Here is an 18,867-nt window from a genome sequence, read left to right as displayed (position 1 = left end):
AAGGTGGTTTTTTTATATTGACTATTTTCTGTAAGTGCAGATTTCTGTTGATGAAGATTTGTTGGTCTCTCATTTCAGAGGGAAATCCAAACGGCCTAAGCGGCTTAGCTATCGAACTTAACACCGCTTAGACCAAACTGCACTAACATTAAACGCTAACATCAAACACTAACAATCACTATAACGCTTCGAAATCATTCACATTAATTGCCGCTAAGCGCAGCTTATCAGCATGCTGTAACTTTTGTTCTTCGTCGGCAGTGATAACGCCAGTCTCGAGTGCTTTTGCAAACAAGACTAGATTCGGCACTTTTGCTGGCAACTCACCGGCACGCTGCGCTTTCTTCAGTTTTTTATAGATATCTTTACAGGCATATTGCGCGATAAATGCTTGCTCAACTTCAGCAATACCGCCCTTATCCCCTTCAAATTCAGGACATAAGAAAGTAATACGTTCGCGAGCAGGGCCAGGCTTCAACATGCCGCTAACTAAATCGGTCGCCATTTTGTCGCTCGGTGCAGTGAAGTGATTACCCAGCGGGAAGATTAAGCCACGCAGTAACCATGCCACAGGACGGCTTGGGAAGTTACGAATCGTGTCTTCCAACGCTTTAGCCGCCAAGTGCAAACGATTGGCCATTATATAACGTACCGCAGGCAAATCGTCCTGTTGACGGCCATTATCTTCAAACAACTTCAAGGTCGCTGAGCCTAAATATAACTGGCTGAGCACATCACCCATACGTGCCGACAGCATTTCTTTACGTTTTAAATCGCCGCCCATGATCAGCATTGATAAATCTGTCATTAAGGCTAATGCAGACGAAATACGCGACATATCTTTATAGTACTGCTTAGTTTCACCGCTCACTGGCGCACTGCCAAAACGGCTACCGCTTAACGCGCTAAACAAAGCACTGAAAGCATTACGCGTGGCATAACCCATGTGACCCATTAATAACGCATCAAAACGCTCTAAGGCTTCATGTTGGTTTTCCATCGCTGCGGCTTCCATTTCGGCAAGCACGTATGGATGGCAGCGAGTCGCACCTTGACCAAAAATCATCAAGGAGCGGGTTAGAATATTCGCGCCTTCCACAGTAATCGAAATTGGATTCGACATATAAGGGTGGCCTAAATAGTTTTTAGGTCCTAATTGAATGCCCTTACCCGATTGAATATCCATGGCATCGTTCATCACTGAACGGCCTAATTCAGTCATGTGGTACTTAGCTATCGCGGTCACGACCGAAGGTTTGACTTTAAGATCAATACCCGTGGTTGTTAAACGGCGTGCGGCTTCTAACTGATAAGTGTTGGCAATAATACGCGCCAGCGCTTCTTGCACCCCTTCAAACTGGCCAATTGCCATACCAAACTGGTGACGCACATAGCTGTAAGCCGTTGTCGTCTTCGTCGCCATGTGACCAGAAGCCGTTGCCAATGCTGGCAATGAAATACCGCGGCCCGCTGACAAACACTCAACCAGCATACGCCAGCCTTTACCGGCAAACTCAGGGCCACCGATAATCCAATCGAGCGGAATAAACACTTCTTTACCTTGAGTAGTACCGTTCATAAACGCCATACCCAGCGGATTATGACGACGACCAATAACCACACCAAGATGATCCGTTGGGATCAACGCACAGGTAATGCCTAAGTTTTTCTTATCGCCAAGCAGACCTTCAGGATCGCGCATTTGGAACGCTAAACCCAGAACTGTTGCTACAGGAGCCAGCGTGATATAACGCTTATCCCATGTAAGTTTAAGCCCAAGCATTTCTTCGCCGTTGAAAATATCACGACACACAATACCTACATCGGGGATAGCGCCGGCATCACTGCCCGCTTCTGGACCAGTTAATGCAAAACAAGGAATTTCATCGCCTTTAGCTAAAGCAGGTAACCAGCGTTCTTTCTGCTCGCTCGTACCATAGTGGGTCAGCAACTCACCTGGGCCTAAAGAGTTCGGCACCATCACAGTAACAGCAGCGCTTACGCTACGGCTGGCTAATTTGCTGACAATGGTAGAGTTTGCATAGGCAGAGAAAGCTTTACCACCAAATTTCTTCGGAATGATCAGTGCGAAGAAACCTTCTTTCTTAAAGTATTCCCACAGCTCTGGCGGTAAATCCTTGCGGTTATGCACTATGTCGAAATCATCGATCATCGTCAGTGCTGTCATTACTTGATTATCAATAAAGTCTTTTTCTTCAGCTGTCAGCGTCGGCTTACCGTAGCTGTGCAAGGTATTCCAGTTAGGATTTCCGCGGAATAACTCCCCTTCCCACCAGACATCACCGGCTTCCATCGCTTCGCGCTCGGTATCTGAAAGTGGCGGCAAGACCTTCTTGAAAAAACTAAAAACTGGGCGGGTAATAAACTGCATCCGGATATTTTTCACCGCAAACAACACGACAATGGCTATCAGGGCAAGAATTATAATCGTCAACATTATCAAGACCTTTTAATTAAGAAGAAACGGGGACTGATACACCAGCCGCCATGTAGGGGATCACTTTACGGATCACGGCTTCGATGTCGTTATGCTCACCAAACTCAGCAGCAGCAATGTCATTTAGGGCATCAGCGGACGCCATAGTGAACACGATAGTGCCTAAGGTAAAGTGTAAGCGCCAAAACATTTCAGCGGGTGGAATATGTGGTGCACTGGCCGAAACGGCTTTAACAAAAGCATCCAGATGCTGGCCGTAATGGGTAGTGATAAACCAACGTAAATGCCCTTGGCTTTCGATATAGCCACGGCCTAAAAGCTGCAGGAAGATCGTGGTGCCTTCGGTACGTAGCGCGTTTAAATCCAATAAAGGATCGACCAAAGAAGACAGGATCTCTTCGAGTGTTGCTTGTGCTGGAGCGGCATTTAAACGGTGAATTTGGCTTGAAGCAGCAGGCATAAATACGTCTAAATAGCGGGCTAACACTGCACGGATCAGCTCTTTTTTAGAACCAAAGTGATAATTGACCGATGCTAAATTCACCTCAGCTTTGCTGGTAATGAGTCGCAAGGAAGTCTCAGAAAAGCCCCGTTCGGCGAACAGTTTTTCTGCGGCATCAAGTATTCTAGTTTTTGTATCGGATCGACTTGCCATTCCGTGACCTTGAATTAATTTAAAACACTCGTTTAAATTAAACATTGGCACCACGGATGTCAAACTAAAATTGGACAAATTCACCGCTTTCTAGTCTGTGATATAAGCGGTATGTCGCACATGTCCGAATAAGTGTTAAAAACAAGTTAATTAACCCTTGTGCAATAACCCTGTGGTTTAGGTAAACTGTGTAACACAAAAACAACAAGGACAACTAGACATGGTTATTTCATTGAATCGTCGCAGTAAAATCGCCCTCACAGTGGCACTCGCGCTGGGATTAACGGCCTGTAATGATGCTCAAAGTAAAACAGACAAGACAGCTACTGCAGAAGCAGCTGTCATCAATACCGCCCCAGATAAAGCACAAGCCATTGCTTTTATTAATGATGCTGAAGCCAAAATGGCTGAATTATCGATTGAATCTAATCGCGCCGAGTGGATTTACAGCAACTTTATTACCGATGATACCGCGGCTCAGTCTGCCGCAGTCGGTGAAAAGGTCAGCGCAGCGTCGGTAAAATTTGCAACAGAGGCGGCTAAGTACGCCAATGTGCAACTCGATCCCGTTAATGCCCGCAAGCTCAATATCCTACGCAGTGCGTTAATACTACCCGCGCCGCTCGATCCTGCGAAAAATGCCGAGCTTGCGCAAATTAGCTCAGAGTTAAATGGCTTATACGGCAAAGGAAAGTACTGTTTTGCCGACGGTAAGTGTATGACCCAGCCTGAGCTATCGAGCTTGATGGCCGAATCACGGGATCCCGCAATCTTGCTAGAAGCGTGGAAAGGCTGGCGTGAAATCGCCAAACCTATGCGTCCCTTGTTTCAACGTGAAGTGGAACTGGCCAATGAAGGCGCGAAGGATCTCGGTTATGCCAACCTGTCTGAGCTATGGCGCAGTCAATATGATATGAAGCCCGATGACTTTTCACAGGAACTCGACCGTCTTTGGGGCCAAGTTAAGCCACTTTATGAGTCCTTGCACTGTTATGTGCGCGGTGAACTCAATAAAGAATACGGCGATAGCGTCGCACCGACCACTGGCCCCATCCCTGCACACTTACTTGGCAACATGTGGGCCCAGCAATGGGGCAATGTGTATGATCTCGTCGCCCCTGACAATGCCGATCCGGGTTACGATGTCACTGAGTTACTGGCAAAGAAAGGCTATGACGAGCATAAAATGGTGAAACAAGCCGAAGGCTTCTTCACATCATTAGGGTTCGCACCATTGCCAGAAAGTTTTTGGGCGCGTTCTCTATTCGTACAACCAAAGGACCGTGATGTGGTTTGTCACGCTTCGGCGTGGGATCTCGATAATCTCGACGATATCCGCATTAAAATGTGTATCCAAAAAACTGCCGAAGATTTTAGCGTTATCCACCACGAACTTGGGCATAACTTCTATCAACGCGCTTATAAGCAACAACCATTCCTGTTTAAAAACAGCGCTAACGACGGTTTCCATGAAGCAATTGGTGACACAATTGCACTGTCGATCACCCCAAGCTACTTAAAGCAAATCGGCTTATTAGAAGAAGTGCCTGATGCATCTAAGGATATCGGCCTCTTACTAAAACAAGCCTTAGACAAAATTGCTTTCTTGCCCTTTGGCCTGATGATAGATCAGTGGCGCTGGAAAGTGTTTAGCGGCGAAATCACGCCTGCCCAATATAACCAAGCTTGGTGGGATCTGAGGGAAAAATACCAAGGCGTAAAAGCACCGACTGAACGTAGTGAAGCAGATTTTGATCCGGGTGCTAAATACCATGTACCAGGCAATGTACCCTACACCCGTTACTTCCTAGCGCATATTTTGCAATTCCAATTCCATCAAGCACTGTGTGAAACTGCAGGCGATAAAGGTCCGGTACACAGATGCAGTATTTATGGCAATCAAGCCGCGGGAGAGAAACTCAATAAGATGCTCGAGTTAGGCTTAAGTAAACCTTGGCCAGAAGCATTGAAAGAAGTCACCGGCAAAGAAGCCATGGATGCAAAAGCGGTGCTCGATTACTTCGCACCACTTAAAACATGGTTAGATGAGCAAAATACCACCGCAAACCGCCAGTGTGGTTGGTAAGGGGTCATTAAATTATCACCCAATAACATAAAACAAAATGCCCAATAAAATTGGGCATTTTTATTCAATACTTATCTGTTTAATCTAACGCCATCCCATTCCTTTACGATTGGCTTCACGGTTTTCAAGCTTAAGCTGTTCTGACTTAGTTAACATCACATAAAGTGCCCCAGCACCGCCCTGCTCGGTTTTCGCCGAATGATAGGCAAGCACCATGTCGAGTTGTGATAACCAATAGCACACAGCTGATTTGAGCAATCCTGCAAAGGGTTGACTCTGATAGCCTTTACCGTGGATCAACATGACACAGCGTTCACCATGTGCCTGCGCTGCCAGTAAATAGTTAAGGACGGCATCACGAGCTTGGTTTAACCGATAAGCATGCACATCAAGCTCCATCTTGATGCTGTATTGCCCCATTCGGAGTCGTTTAAAAACACCGCTTTGTACTCCCTCACGCTTAAAGCTCACAATGTCATCTGGCGCTTGCTGTGGAAACGCTTTTAAATCCAGTGGCATACACGCTAGGAAGGTTTCCCGTTCTAAAGCATCGCGTCTGTGTATTTGCTCAGCCGTCAACGCTTTCAGTGCTAAATTTACCACTGGCATATCGCCTTTTAGTGGTACGACTCCAGCCATTTCCTCAAAAAACAGTGCTGATTCATCATCCAGCATGGCAAGCTCCTTTACTTCACACTCTTGTACAGAAACACACTTTGTAAACATTCAAGGCTTTAGTTCAGCGGGCGCCTCCATTATAGTGACGCCATGATTGCCAGATTAGAATAAAGTAATGAAATTTTTACCGCTAGTCCTGATGTGTTTATTGTCACTACCAAGCTTAGCCAATCCAGCTAAAACTCATACAAAATCCACTGATGATCAATTGATCAACGCTAATTACCCTTTGTTTATTAGTGCTTTTAATCAATTGTCCCCTGAGGTGACTCGTGAGATTTACGCTGATGACGCTAGCTACTTATCTGAGAGTCAAAGTAAAGAAATTTACTATGGACGAGACAATATTGTCGCCATTTACAAGAAGTTTTTCGATAAAATCCGCGCCAAAAAAGCCACTATCGACGTGGATTTTCGCATTACTAAACGCAAAATTATCGGTAATGGTGCCATAGATACAGGCTATTATTTGGTTCGATTTTACCCAGCACAAGAAACCGGCGAACCTGTGAGTGAATTTGCGGGCAAATTTGCTATTGGTACAGAAAAAGTCTCATCCACTCAATGGAAAGTGAGCTTAGATACCAATAACCGCGCAGAACCTAGCTATTATCTGAATGCGAAACCAGTGCCTAACTTGTATTATGGTCGCCAATTTCCGCCTTTACCTGCGGGTAAAAAATTACCCTAATGTTAATGCCGATTACGTTTAAATGGATTGTCTAACATCTAACGCATTTAGATATAAATAGAATAAATTCAAAAAAATATAATTAAACTAAAGATTTAGCCAACATGACTACAACTAAGCAAGCCTGCCCCTGTGGCAGTGGGATAAGCTACCAAGATTGCTGTGGTCCACTGCATACGCATGTAGACTCTGGGCAAGTCATTGCCCGCACACCTGAACAGCTTATGCGCTCACGCTACTGCGCATTTGTATTGAAAAATTTTGATTACATTTTAAAAACACATCATCCAGACTATCTAAATGGCCTTACTCTCACGAGCCTCAATGCTGGTCCTCACCCACATTGGTTAGGATTAGATGTACAGAGCAGCACAGAAACACCAAGCCACAATGCTCAAGCGGCGATAGCTGAACAACGACATGGCACAGTTACCTTTAAAGCTTGGTATAAGCTCGATGGTGAAATTGATGCTATCTATGAGCGATCCGAATTTATCTACCAAGCAAGTCGCTGGTATTACAGCCAAGGCCAGCAAATGACGGCTAAATTACCCGGTAGAAATGATCTCTGTATTTGCCATAGTGGCAAAAAATTCAAACAATGCTGCTTAAAATCTTAATAGGTATACAGTGCTGAACTGCACTGGAAAATTACGATGAAGGTTTATAGTGCTGATTGAACAAGCACAGAGATCAACAATAAAGGCAACCTAGATTACAAACCTAGGTTGCCTTTATTTTATCGTGAGCAGCACATTTGAAATAATTGTGACTTAGTGGGTTATGTGTAACTTTAGTGGGTTATGGCCGAAGCGCTTTTAGCCGACAAGATAAATTGTGCAAACTCAGGCTCCCGTAATGCAGGACTATAGAGATAACCTTGTGCCTGATGACAAAAACTTTTCGCTAAAAATGCTTCTTGCTCAAGGGTTTCAACCCCTTCTGCCGTCAGAGATATATTCAATGCATTCGCCATGGCGATAATGGCTGACACAATTTCGCGACTTTCGCGGCTGACGGTAAGATCTGAAATAAACGAACGATCAATCTTAAGTTTACTGATCGGAAACTGCTTCAAATAACGCATAGAGCAGTAACCCGTCCCAAAATCGTCAATCGCGAGCCCTACGCCTAATTCCGCTAATTCTTGGCATAACAAGGTCGCGTGGCGAATATCACCCATCAATTCAGTCTCAGTGATCTCTAAGATTAACGTCTTAGGTTTCAAGCGATAACGCGTCAACAACTGCCACACTTGCTCGAATAAATTACCACTGAAGAACTGGCGGGCCGACACATTTACATGCATTGTCATCTCTGCATTATGATGCTGCCATAGGTTCAACTGTCGACATGCGGCCTCTAAAACCCAACTGCCAATGGAATTAATCATCCCCGACTGCTCAGCAATATCAATAAAGGAAGCTGGAAATAACACGCCTCTTTTAGGATGGTGCCAACGGATTAAGGCTTCGGCGCCAATATAGGTATTCTGCTCAAGATCCCTCAGTGGCTGATAATAAAGCTCAAACTGACGGCCACGGATCGCACTGTGTAAATCACGTTCTATCTGCGCATCCTCTTTAAATGCACTCAATAACGTGCTGTTAAATACTTGGATTGCAGTGCCTTTTTTCTTTTTAGCATACTGCACTGCAATATCGGCACAGGTTAATGGGGCAAACAAACTCGCCACAGAAGCAATATCAACCACAGCTAAAGCAGGCTTAGGTTCGACTTGCTCGCGGCCGATTAAAATAGGCATAGCAAGATGTTGATACAGGCGCGTACTAAAATAATCAAGATCGTAAACCGCATTATCATCGGTCAACAGCACGGCAAATTCATCGCTGCCGACGCGGGCAATTTCGGTGGCCTTATTAATCTCAGAAAAATGTTTCAAACGGCGGGCAATTTCTATCAACAAGCTATCGCCATTTTCATGACCATAGGTATCGTTAAAACGCTTAAATCCCACTAAATCAACTAATAACAACAGTCCCTTCGTGGTACGTTCAAGGACTCGATTAAAATGAGTACGGTTATGGAGTCCCGTTAATCCACAACGCCAAGCAAGCCGTTCAAGCTCTGACTTATAGTTATGCTCGTCGGTATTTTCTTCACACGAGACCAAGGCATAATGATTACCGCGATCGGTAATGAACTGACTCAGCACGTATGTCAGCCAATAACAACTGCCATCGGCACGACTAAACTGCACTTCGCCTTTGGCAATTTCGCCCCTAAAGATTTGCGCTAGGGTTTGCTCGGCTAATTGGGCATGCTGCTTGAAAAAAGCCAACTCACGGATATTCGCGCCGATAATCTGTTCACGGGGCATGCCGGTGATTTCACTGTGCGCCTGATTCACATACTCGACTTTTTCAGTATGCAGATTAATTAACATACTGATTTGTCGTGATTGTTCAGTGGCACAGCGAAATAAACTCAAGCTTTCTTCTTTATCGTAGCTGTGTTTTGTCGCTAAGGTCAGGGCTAATTGGTCAGCCATCTGGCACGCGAGGTGAATTTCACTGTCATGCCAGTGAGGTGTCAATTGTGCCCGCTCGATGCAGAGCACACCTTCGAGATGGCCATTGATACGAATGGCGATGTCAAGACTCGAGTTGATTTGCCGCGGGATAAAATAGCACTCAGCCAATTCACTTAAACGTGGATCGGTCAGGGCATTGCCTGCATCGATATGGCGCAGAGTTTTGAGCTCGTGTACATACCGGGGGCAATCTTGTAGTAACTTAGGTCTATGAATGTCTTGCAACATCATAGAACCAAATTGTGCGACGAGTGATTGGGTTTGTTGATCAGATGAAAAAGTCCACACTGATACCAAAGAAACCGCTAAATTCTGGCACAACAACTCTGTGGTTAACTCTGCCGTCTTTGTGAAATCGCCCTGCTGTTTTGCAGTTGACTGTACCAAAGACTCCAATAAATGCTGATGCTGACGTCGCTTCACGCTGGTTCCCTACAAAACTTCGTGTTGGGCTAAAGGTCTTTGCTGTTAGCAAACTTACCTTGAAATTTAGAATTAAGCTGATTGAATTATTCTTATTTGGAGGCAGATTACACTAACTGTTGCAAGCACAGCAACATGTGGCACAATTTATTACAATTTGGTTAACAATAGCAGCATTTTTAGGCAATTAGCGCGATTTCCGGATATCCATAACCGACTAAAACTAAAGTGCTGCTCTAAAAATTACAGGCCGTTTTCCAATTGAAAAATCATTTTTTCCGCGCTGACATTGAAGGTCAGCAGTAAGTCGACGCCTTCAGCTTTAGTCACAAATTCAGTTTGCACTTCAGCAAATCGAGTTTGAGCGCGTGTTGACATGCTTTCGGCATCCGCTTGAGCGCTATCGCCAACAAAATTTAACGTCAATAACGTATCGTGTTCATCAATAACGGCGCCGATATCGACAAAGCTGCCGCAATCGGTGCAAGTGTCATTCACTGTCGGGCTCTGTGCTTCTATTATGCCTTTCATCTGTATTCCTTAATGTATAGAGCGACTGATTAACGGCATCACTAAAATATGCTCGTTAAATTTTTAACGCGGTAAATTTTAACTCGATAGGTTAATACGAATTATAGGTAATTAAGCTTCAAGATAACTGGCTTTAGCTCACGCTTATTTATCGAAATGGATCAGATTGACCCGATGGGTATTGAAGATCACTTGCGGGAAGACTGCCTTAGGCTGAGGCGAGCAAAGGCACAAGATTACGTTGGATTGCCAATTGATCAGCAAAGTGCATGATCTCGACTTTGGGTGCGGTTAATTGGCCCCTTTGCCTCAGCTGAGTCACATGGTCACAGTTACTTAACGCTTCTGCCATTGCGACTGACTCGCCGCCACGGATGACTAAGGCTTCCGGTCGCAATGCTTGTTGTAATTGAAACGCACGTGGACCTTGATCCATAAAAATACTGCTGTTATCAACCACAGGCTCAACTGACGATAAATCCGCCATTAAACTTTGCTGCGGTGGCAATTCGAACTGACGCTGTAATTTTTGCGCCATATCGAGTTCATTTTGCCATTGGAATTGCGCCATGTCCCGAGCGTCAACCGACAGTAACGACAGCAACAAGGCGAATTCGCCCCGTCTGTCGTTTTCTATCGCCGCGTTTAAGCGGGTGCCAATTTGGGCTTCGTTGACTAAAGGAACATCAATTTGCATAAAAAAACATCGTCAAAACAATTCGTTGTTAGTTAATCGACCATTTGATACATAACTTTAGGAATATTTTTAAATTGGGTATTTACATGGAAAAGGTTTCTGACTACTATGGCGGCCGCAATTGAGGAGGGGTTCCCGAGTGGCCAAAGGGATCAGACTGTAAATCTGACGGCTCAGCCTTCGAAGGTTCGAATCCTTCTCCCTCCACCATTTGCACTGCAAGTTTTATCGTGTTGTTCGAAAATGATGTAGAGTTTTACAAAAGCGTTAAAGGTATTCGTGGAGGGGTTCCCGAGTGGCCAAAGGGATCAGACTGTAAATCTGACGGCTCAGCCTTCGAAGGTTCGAATCCTTCTCCCTCCACCATCTTTATCTCTAACGCAGAGGATCATTTTCAAAGACTAAGCATGGTCAATGTTTAGTTTTGTCTTGATAAACAAGTCCGTTATTGATGATGTTTTGAAAGACAATTTTAAAAGTTAGTTGTAAAGCTAAAAAGAAAGTTTGTGGAGGGGTTCCCGAGTGGCCAAAGGGATCAGACTGTAAATCTGACGGCTCAGCCTTCGAAGGTTCGAATCCTTCTCCCTCCACCATTTCTTTCACTCTCGCATATCCTTCTTGTTCCACTTCCGCTTAGTCTGTTCCAACTTAATCTGACTGTTCCAGCTTAATCTGACTGTTCCAGCTTAATCTGACTGTTCCAGCTTAATCTGACTGTTCCAGCTTAATCTGACTGTTCCAGCTTAATCTGACTGTTCCAGCTTAATCTGACTGTTCCAGCTTAATCTGATTAAATTCTTGGCATTTCTATATTAAGTAAACCTCTTGGTTAACGACATTTTTGATTTCAATTACGTCGTGCTCTACTTTAAGCGAATGACTTCAAGCTCATCCAATAAAACCGCTTTGCCCGTCCCCGTGATATGCTCTGAAAATGATCCCTTTCGATGTGACTACTATGATTTCTAACACGATTCAACCACCAGTGGATTCTCACAGACTCTGCCCAACATGGGAAGCCCACGCGATAGGCAAGATTGAAGCGGATTTTCAGCGCAGCGCCGATACCCACTTGATTAAGCTTGAATTACCTATGCTCGATGGCATAGATATTTATCTCAAAGATGAAAGTACCCACCCGACAGGCAGCTTAAAGCATCGCCTCGCCCGCTCACTCTTCCTCTATGCCCTGTGTAACGGCTGGATTAAGCAAGGCACGCCGATTATCGAATCCTCATCGGGCAGCACGGCGATTTCTGAAGCCTATTTTGCCCGTTTACTCGGTTTACCTTTTATTGCCGTGATGCCCAAAAGCACGGCTAAAAAGAAGATTGAGCAGATCACTTTCTATGGCGGTCAATGTCATTTTGTCACACATTCCAGTGAAATTTACGCCGAATCGGCGCGCCTTGCCGCAGAGCTTGGCGGCCATTATATGGATCAATTCACCTACGCCGAGCGTGCAACCGACTGGCGCGGTAATAACAACATAGCCAACTCTATCTTCAATCAGATGGAGCGCGAGCCACACACAATCCCGCGCTGGATAGTGATGAGCCTAGGCACTGGCGGCACATCGGCGACCATAGGCCGCTACATTCGCTATCAGAGGTTGGCAACACAACTTTGCGTGGTCGACCCGCAAAACTCCGTTTTTTTTGATTTCTATCAGAGCGGCGATGCCAGCTTAACCTGTTGCAATGGCAGTAAGATTGAAGGCATAGGTCGACCGAGAGTCGAGCCATCGTTTATTCCTGGAGTTGTCGATACTATGCTGCAAATTCCCGACGCCGCATCAGTGGCGACGATTCATTGGTTAGAACAATTGATTGGCCGTAAAACCGGCGCATCCACAGGAACCAACCTGTACGGCGCATTGCAACTTGCCGTACAAATGCAAGCGCGTGGAGAGCAAGGCTCAATAGTGACCCTCATTTGTGACTCGGGTGAGCGTTACCTTGATACTTATTACGATACAGATTGGATTGCAGCTAACATCGGCGATATTGCGCCCTATCAGCGCCAACTTGCAGCATTTAATCATTTCGGCCAGTTAAGTGAGCTTGATTTAGCAACTGTATTAAGTCGTTAGGTTTAAAATCCACAAAACATCCACCATAAAAAACGCCCCACAACTGTGAGGCGTTTTTTTATGCTTTGCAAATTAGCATTAATCAATATTCAAATACTTATGGGTCTGGATCGATAAGCGCCAATTACGGGCGATACACACTTTCATCGCCAGTTCTGTCGCTCTAGGCTTTTGACTAATCGGCTGCAGGCAAATCGTTTTCGCTGAAATATCGATGTCTTGCAGTAACTCATCAAGTTCATCGATGTGATTTTCAGTAGCGATAGGATGCTTAATCTCATTGGCGCGGTTCAGCGCCTGTGCAAATACCTGATAGCCCCCTTTCATGTTCACCTTGGGTGATACTGTCACCCAAGTGTCATCGGCACAGTTGATTTCGAAGGTGCCACTGGTTTCGATTTGAGTCGCAAAGCCTTGGCTGTGCAAGGTCTCGGTTAATTCGCGTAAATCGTACATACAAGGCTCACCGCCGGTGATAACGATATGCCGCGCAGTAAAACCTTTAGCGTGAAAAGCAGCGATAAGACTTTGCGCCGTATGATCAGCCCAGCGACCAATGGTGCCGTCTACGGTAATCACTTGCTCTGGCGACACCTTATTGGCTTCAAGCACATCCCATGTCTGTTTCGTATCGCACCACGCACATCCCACGGGACAACCTTGTAGGCGGACAAATATGGCGGGCACTCCGGTAAAGACACCTTCACCTTGAATGGTTTCAAATACTTCGTTGACAGGGTAATTCATACTGACGTTCCACTTTTCTGGGGCGGCATTTATAGTGGATTTTAGCTTGAGCTGCAAGTCTTTGCGCCGAGAAAGCCTATTTCGGCCCTATAGTCAGAGTTTGCAAGCCCTATGGCCTGAGTTACACTAACGCCCTATTAATACCTGTTCTACGGTAAAGTGAAATCCTTTATGTCAACGAGCTTAGTGTCAAAAACAGTGGTGTCCAAAGCAGTGGTGGTATTCAGTGGCGGACAAGACTCAACAACTTGCCTTATTCAAGCCCTAACCCAGTACGATGAAGTACATGGGATCACTTTTGACTACGGTCAACGCCACCGCGAAGAAATTGAAGTTGCCAAATCCTTAGCAAAACGCTTGAAGATCACCAGTCATAAAGTCATGGATGTCACCTTACTCAATGAGTTAGCTATTTCAGCCCTCACCCGTGATGCGATACCCGTTTCACACGAGTTGATGGAAAATGGCTTACCCAATACCTTCGTGCCCGGCCGTAATATTTTATTTTTAACGCTTGCAGGTATTTATGCCTATCAATTAGGGGCGCAGGCGATTATCACAGGCGTGTGTGAAACCGATTTTTCAGGCTACCCTGATTGTCGTAACGATTTTGTCAAAGCGATGGAATCCGCCTTAGTTCAAGGCATGGATAAGCAACTAAAAATCATCACGCCTTTAATGTGGCTCAATAAGGCACAAACCTGGGCACTGGCGGATAAATATCGGCAACTTGATCTGGTTCGCCACCATACTCTCACCTGCTATAACGGCGTGATTGGCGATGGCTGTGGTGATTGCCCTGCCTGTCATCTTCGCAAACGTGGATTAGATGACTATCTACAGAATAAAGCAGCGATCATGGCTGAGCTTGACGCCAGCGAGCCTAAAGCATGACACGCAGTCCCTATTGGGTCGCGCTGATGGTGAGTCTGATCTGTGCGGGTTTGTATGCAGCAGGCTTAGCAAGCCCCACTGTCGATAACCTACTCGCCTATCGCCGCAGTGCAATTAGTGAGGGTGAATGGTGGCGATTAATCACAGGAAATTTACTGCACACGAATCAATGGCATCTATTGATGAACCTTGCAGGGCTGTGGGTGGTGCTATTTTTGCACCATTTTCATTATCATCTCAAAGGCTTAAGTGCACTATTTTTCGTGTTATGTTTACTTGAAGGTATAGGCTTGTATTTAGGCTATCCGCAATTGCTCGGTTATGTCGGCTTAAGCGGTATGTTGCATGGCTTGTTCGCCTACGGCGCAGTGCAGGATATTGTCCGTAAGCTGCGCTCAGGCTATCTGCTGCTCGTTGGCGTTATCATCAAGGTTGGTTACGAACAGCTTTATGGTGCCAGCAGTGATGTCACCGCCATGATAGGTGCGCGCGTAGCAACTGAGGCGCATTTGGTCGGCTTAATCTGCGGGTTGATTTGCGCTTTAGCGGTGTTTATCAAGCTAAAAATGAGCCCATCAAAAGTCCCAGCTTAACCCAAGTCAAGATATTAAAAAGCCGTCGCAGCATGATTGCTGGACGGCTTTTTTTAATGCAGAGCGCAAGAATAAATCTAGGCTTTGATTAACAGGTCCCGCAGGTGCTTGACTTCATCACGCATTGCCGCCGCTTGTTCAAACTCTAAGTTGCGCGCATGTGCATGCATCTTCTTCTCAAGCTGATCGATTTGATGGCTCAACTCTGCCGCATCGGCTTTATGGTAATGGGACTTAGGCTCAGCCACTTTGCCATACACAGCTTTACTGTCGCGGCCATCATCCACATCCATCACATCGGTGATCCGTTTAACGACGCCCTTAGGCGTGATACCGTGTTTTAAGTTGTGCGCCCGCTGACGTTCACGACGTCGGTCAGTTTCACCTATCGCTTTCTCCATCGAATTGGTGATGCGATCGGCATAGAGGATCACTTTACCATTGACGTTACGCGCCGCGCGGCCAATCGTTTGGATGAGCGAGCGTTCAGAGCGCAAGAAGCCCTCTTTATCGGCATCTAAAATACACACCAATGACACTTCAGGCATATCTAAGCCTTCACGTAATAAGTTGATCCCAACCAACACATCAAACTTACCTAAACGCAGATCGCGGATGATCTCAACCCGTTCGACTGTGTCTATGTCCGAATGCAGATAACGCACTTTTACGCCATGTTCGTCGAGGTATTCAGTCAAATCCTCCGACATACGCTTAGTCAGCGTCGTCACTAACACCCGCTCATTGACGGCCACTCGCTTGGCGATTTCAGACAATAAATCGTCCACTTGGGTCCCAACGGGGCGCACTTCTAATTCAGGATCGAGCAATCCCGTTGGCCGCACGACCTGCTCAGCAATCTCACCTTCGCTCTTTTCCAGCTCGTAGGCACTCGGTGTTGCCGACACATAGATAGTTTGCGGCATCAATTGCTCAAACTCTTCAAACTTGAGCGGCCGGTTATCCAAGGCGGACGGTAAGCGGAAACCGTATTCCACAAGTGTGGTTTTACGGGAACGGTCACCTTTGTACATAGCGCCGATTTGCGGCACTGTCACATGGGATTCATCGATAATTAATAAGCCGTCGGCAGGCAAATAGTCGAGCAAGGTTGGTGGCCCTTCCCCCGGTGCGCGGCCAGACAAATAGCGCGAGTAGTTTTCGATGCCAGAGCAGTAACCCAACTCCACCATCATTTCGACATCGTATTGCACCCGCTCATGGATACGCTGAGCTTCAATTAACTTGTTGTTATCGAGTAGATATTGCTTACGCTCACGCAGTTCTTCTTTAATAAACTCAGTGGCAGCGATGATTTTTTCCCGCGGCGTGACATAGTGAGTCTTAGGGTAAACCGTCGTACGGGCGATACGTTTAATAATATGGCCCGTTAACGGGTCAAACTCACTTAAGCGTTCAATCTCATCGTCGAACAACTCGACTCGAATGGCATTACGCTCAGAATCGGCGGGGAAAATATCAATCACTTCACCGCGCACACGATAAGTACCACGTTGTAGCTCAATATCATTGCGCTTGTACTGCAATTCACTGAGACGAATTAAGATGTCACGCTGCCCCATCACATCGCCTTGGCGTAGATGCAGCAACATTTTTAAATAGGAATCGGGATCGCCCAAGCCATAAATGGCCGACACCGAAGCAATCAGCACCACATCTTTACGCTCTAACAGCGCCTTAGTGGCGGATAAACGCATCTGCTCAATGTGAGCATTAACCGAAGCGTCCTTTTCGATAAAGGTATTTGATGCAGGTACATAGGCTTCGGGCTGGTAGTAATCGTAGTAAGAAACGAAATACTCGACCGCATTATGGGGAAAGAACTCTTTCATCTCGCCATAAAGCTGCGCCGCCAAGGTTTTATTAGGCGCCATGATAATCGTGGGCCGACCTAACTTTTGGATCACATTGGCAATCGTGAAGGTTTTACCTGAGCCCGTCACCCCGAGTAAGGTTTGGCAGGCCAGACCCGCTTCGAGTCCATCGACTAATTTGGCAATCGCTGTAGGTTGGTCGCCTGCGGGGGCGAATTGCGATTCAAGCTGAAAAACAGATTCTGACACGCGCACATATCCTTTTAGTGAGTCGCCCCATTCTAATCAAGTCACCGACTAAGCTCCACAGTTATCCTTCCTGTCGTCATATCAATACGATCTAAAACCGCAAGATGACAATTTAAAGGAAGAAACATGAAACTTTTAAACTAAGGCGTTTTAAGCGTTTTTTGCTCACAAAACACCCGCAAACTAAGCAAAAATGCCAATTTAATACACAAGAAATCAATTTCGTTCGATTACAAAATTGCAACCTTGTTTTCACCCTCAACAAAAACCACTTGCTTTTAGTATGCATTTGATAATACTTAAATTTATTTTTGAACCCCAAAATAGTGCATTTTAAGTCCGCCGCCCATACCCCAAGGCTTTGGCGGCCATTTTTCAGGACAACTCACAGGGTTATCCACAGATTTTGTTGATAAGTCGAAATAACCTAGAAACCACGCGGGATTGGAGGCTGTCATGTGTCTTAACAACCGTCTCTCGGCATTTAGTAATTTAATTACATTTGATAAATGTTGCTACTTGTATCAATTTCACTAACTGTAATTAACGCGAGTTGTAGTAGCGCATCTGGTGCCACAACTTATAGTGAAGTGCATCACTTCATTTGAAAAACAGCTCACGCTAATTCGATAAAGCCTCAATTAACACCTCCATCAACAACAGCAAACTTGTTAAAACAGAAAAACGGACTTTAACGGCGAAAAGATAACCCACGTTTTCTATCGACATAAAGAACTGAGTAAATTCACATTACCCCACCTGAGATCCTTTTTTGAGCGGTTTGAGTCTTAAGTACTCGACCAAGTACCGAAAACGGTGTCGATTATTTAGCGAATGATTTCAATTTCATAGAATCACCGCTTAAAAACGATGGACTCAATTATGGCTATATTGCGAATTGTTAAGTGGTTTTTCACGAAAAATGTCGAATTCTGCACCACGATGCACATTAGATGAGCACTTAACAGCATAATTACACTTTTTTTAGTAACTCGAGTTGACTCATCCAACAGAGCGTTTTACTATGCGCTCCGTTCTCAACGAGTCGCTACGATTGTGTGAAACGATTCCCCTGTAGTTCAGTCGGTAGAACGGCGGACTGTTAATCCGTATGTCACTGGTTCAAGTCCAGTCAGGGGAGCCACTTTAAGCACATGATAAAAATGAGTTAGAACAAGCAGTAAGATAAGTTGTAAACAATTCCCCTGTAGTTCAGACGGTAGAACGGCGGACTGTTAATCCGTATGTCACTGGTTCAAGTCCAGTCAGGGGAGCCAATTACATTATCAAGCTGAAGCATTAAAATGATTCCCCTGTAGTTCAGTCGGTAGAACGGCGGACTGTTAATCCGTATGTCACTGGTTCAAGTCCAGTCAGGGGAGCCAATTTAAGCAAGCTAAAAAGTCGATAGTAATATCGCACCTCGATTCCCCTGTAGTTCAGTCGGTAGAACGGCGGACTGTTAATCCGTATGTCACTGGTTCAAGTCCAGTCAGGGGAGCCATTTTAAAAGTGTTATTTCTGTAAAGTCGATAGCAATATCGCACCCTCTACTCCCCTGTAGTTCAGTCGGTAGAACGGCGGACTGTTAATCCGTATGTCACTGGTTCAAGTCCAGTCAGGGGAGCCAATTTATTCTTCGTTTTGTTCCCGTGCCTTTGCCTCTTCCGGCTTCTAGTTACCC

General features: G+C 45.5%; 15 protein-coding genes and 8 tRNA genes. 14 read left to right on the top strand and 9 right to left on the bottom strand.

Annotation, left to right across the window (positions count from 1 at the left end; translation table 11 throughout):
* Window positions 1–178: 178 nt before the first annotated feature.
* Window positions 179–2,458 (bottom strand): acyl-CoA dehydrogenase, encoded by a 2,280-nt coding sequence (locus CKQ84_RS19560; protein ID WP_105252458.1) that lies wholly within the window; start codon window positions 2,456–2,458, stop codon window positions 179–181.
* Between the two features lie 16 nt (window positions 2,459–2,474).
* A complete protein-coding gene (locus tag CKQ84_RS19555; protein ID WP_028760001.1) occupies window positions 2,475–3,113 on the bottom strand; it encodes a TetR/AcrR family transcriptional regulator in 639 nt (212 codons plus the stop codon).
* A gap of 220 nt (window positions 3,114–3,333) precedes the next feature.
* Here CKQ84_RS19555 and CKQ84_RS19550 point away from each other — a divergent pair, with 220 nt between their 5' ends.
* A complete protein-coding gene (locus tag CKQ84_RS19550) occupies window positions 3,334–5,199 on the top strand; it encodes a M2 family metallopeptidase (protein ID WP_105252457.1) in 1,866 nt (621 codons plus the stop codon).
* 84 nt (window positions 5,200–5,283) lie between these two features.
* Here the strand turns inward: CKQ84_RS19550 and smrA are convergent, their stop codons facing one another.
* Window positions 5,284–5,874, bottom strand: coding sequence for a DNA endonuclease SmrA (smrA, locus tag CKQ84_RS19545; RefSeq protein ID WP_105252456.1), 591 nt, complete (start codon window positions 5,872–5,874; stop codon window positions 5,284–5,286).
* 118 nt (window positions 5,875–5,992) lie between these two features.
* On the opposite strand from smrA, the gene CKQ84_RS19540 reads away from it, so the two are divergent.
* Both CKQ84_RS19540 and CKQ84_RS19535 read left to right on the top strand, forming a co-directional pair.
* A complete protein-coding gene (locus tag CKQ84_RS19540) occupies window positions 5,993–6,568 on the top strand; it encodes a DUF4440 domain-containing protein (RefSeq protein WP_028760004.1) in 576 nt (191 codons plus the stop codon).
* A gap of 104 nt (window positions 6,569–6,672) precedes the next feature.
* A complete protein-coding gene (locus CKQ84_RS19535) occupies window positions 6,673–7,188 on the top strand; it encodes a YchJ family protein (protein WP_105252455.1) in 516 nt (171 codons plus the stop codon).
* A 173-nt stretch (window positions 7,189–7,361) separates the two neighbouring features.
* On the opposite strand, the gene CKQ84_RS19530 is transcribed toward CKQ84_RS19535, so the two are convergent.
* The 3 genes from CKQ84_RS19530 to CKQ84_RS19520 form a co-directional block, all read right to left on the bottom strand.
* The gene (locus tag CKQ84_RS19530; protein WP_105252454.1) at window positions 7,362–9,545 is read right to left on the bottom strand and encodes a bifunctional diguanylate cyclase/phosphodiesterase; all 2,184 of its coding nucleotides are present in this window, start codon (window positions 9,543–9,545) and stop codon (window positions 7,362–7,364) included.
* Window positions 9,546–9,788: 243 nt separating this feature from the next.
* Window positions 9,789–10,076, bottom strand: coding sequence for a DUF406 family protein (locus CKQ84_RS19525; protein ID WP_105252453.1), 288 nt, complete (start codon window positions 10,074–10,076; stop codon window positions 9,789–9,791).
* 208 nt (window positions 10,077–10,284) lie between these two features.
* Entirely contained in the window at window positions 10,285–10,773 is a 489-nt protein-coding gene (locus CKQ84_RS19520; protein WP_105252452.1) for a VC2046/SO_2500 family protein, read from the bottom strand.
* Window positions 10,774–10,898: 125 nt separating this feature from the next.
* On the opposite strand from CKQ84_RS19520, the gene CKQ84_RS19515 reads away from it, so the two are divergent.
* The 4 genes from CKQ84_RS19515 (at window position 10,899) to CKQ84_RS19500 (ending at window position 12,865) form a co-directional block, all read left to right on the top strand.
* Window positions 10,899–10,983 (top strand) — tRNA-Tyr (locus CKQ84_RS19515).
* A gap of 71 nt (window positions 10,984–11,054) precedes the next feature.
* Window positions 11,055–11,139, top strand: a tRNA-Tyr gene (locus tag CKQ84_RS19510).
* A gap of 142 nt (window positions 11,140–11,281) precedes the next feature.
* Window positions 11,282–11,366: transfer RNA gene (locus CKQ84_RS19505), tRNA-Tyr, on the top strand.
* A 341-nt stretch (window positions 11,367–11,707) separates the two neighbouring features.
* On the top strand, window positions 11,708–12,865 hold the full coding sequence (locus tag CKQ84_RS19500; RefSeq protein WP_105252451.1) for a PLP-dependent cysteine synthase family protein: 1,158 nt from the start codon (window positions 11,708–11,710) through the stop codon (window positions 12,863–12,865).
* A gap of 78 nt (window positions 12,866–12,943) precedes the next feature.
* Here CKQ84_RS19500 and queE read toward each other — a convergent pair whose 3' ends face one another.
* On the bottom strand, window positions 12,944–13,612 hold the full coding sequence (queE, locus tag CKQ84_RS19495) for a 7-carboxy-7-deazaguanine synthase QueE (protein ID WP_105252450.1): 669 nt from the start codon (window positions 13,610–13,612) through the stop codon (window positions 12,944–12,946).
* 171 nt (window positions 13,613–13,783) lie between these two features.
* Between queE and queC the strand changes: the two genes are divergently transcribed.
* A complete protein-coding gene (gene queC / locus CKQ84_RS19490) occupies window positions 13,784–14,506 on the top strand; it encodes a 7-cyano-7-deazaguanine synthase QueC (protein ID WP_105252449.1) in 723 nt (240 codons plus the stop codon).
* Window positions 14,503–15,099 (top strand): rhombosortase, encoded by a 597-nt coding sequence (rrtA, locus tag CKQ84_RS19485; protein ID WP_105252448.1) that lies wholly within the window; start codon window positions 14,503–14,505, stop codon window positions 15,097–15,099. The genes queC and rrtA overlap by 4 nt, the downstream gene beginning before the upstream one ends.
* Before the next feature lie 77 nt (window positions 15,100–15,176).
* Here rrtA and uvrB read toward each other — a convergent pair whose 3' ends face one another.
* Window positions 15,177–17,183, bottom strand: a complete 2,007-nt coding sequence (uvrB, locus tag CKQ84_RS19480) for an excinuclease ABC subunit UvrB (protein ID WP_105252447.1) — start codon at window positions 17,181–17,183, stop codon at window positions 15,177–15,179.
* A gap of 305 nt (window positions 17,184–17,488) precedes the next feature.
* A complete protein-coding gene (locus CKQ84_RS23805) occupies window positions 17,489–17,641 on the bottom strand; it encodes a hypothetical protein (protein WP_158497640.1) in 153 nt (50 codons plus the stop codon).
* Window positions 17,642–18,251: 610 nt separating this feature from the next.
* Here CKQ84_RS23805 and CKQ84_RS19475 point away from each other — a divergent pair.
* The 5 genes from CKQ84_RS19475 (at window position 18,252) to CKQ84_RS19455 (ending at window position 18,813) form a co-directional block, all read left to right on the top strand.
* Window positions 18,252–18,327: transfer RNA gene (locus tag CKQ84_RS19475), tRNA-Asn, on the top strand.
* A gap of 57 nt (window positions 18,328–18,384) precedes the next feature.
* Window positions 18,385–18,460 (top strand) — tRNA-Asn (locus CKQ84_RS19470).
* A gap of 32 nt (window positions 18,461–18,492) precedes the next feature.
* A tRNA-Asn gene (locus CKQ84_RS19465) sits at window positions 18,493–18,568 on the top strand.
* 43 nt (window positions 18,569–18,611) lie between these two features.
* Window positions 18,612–18,687 (top strand) — tRNA-Asn (locus tag CKQ84_RS19460).
* Between the two features lie 50 nt (window positions 18,688–18,737).
* Window positions 18,738–18,813 (top strand) — tRNA-Asn (locus CKQ84_RS19455).
* Window positions 18,814–18,867: the final 54 nt, after the last annotated feature.

It is taken from the genome of Shewanella sp. WE21, assembly GCF_002966515.1.
In the GTDB taxonomy this organism is placed as follows: domain Bacteria; phylum Pseudomonadota; class Gammaproteobacteria; order Enterobacterales; family Shewanellaceae; genus Shewanella; species Shewanella oncorhynchi.
The sequence above is the reverse complement of the archived record's forward strand: the minus strand, read 5'-3'. Positions and strand labels throughout refer to the sequence as shown.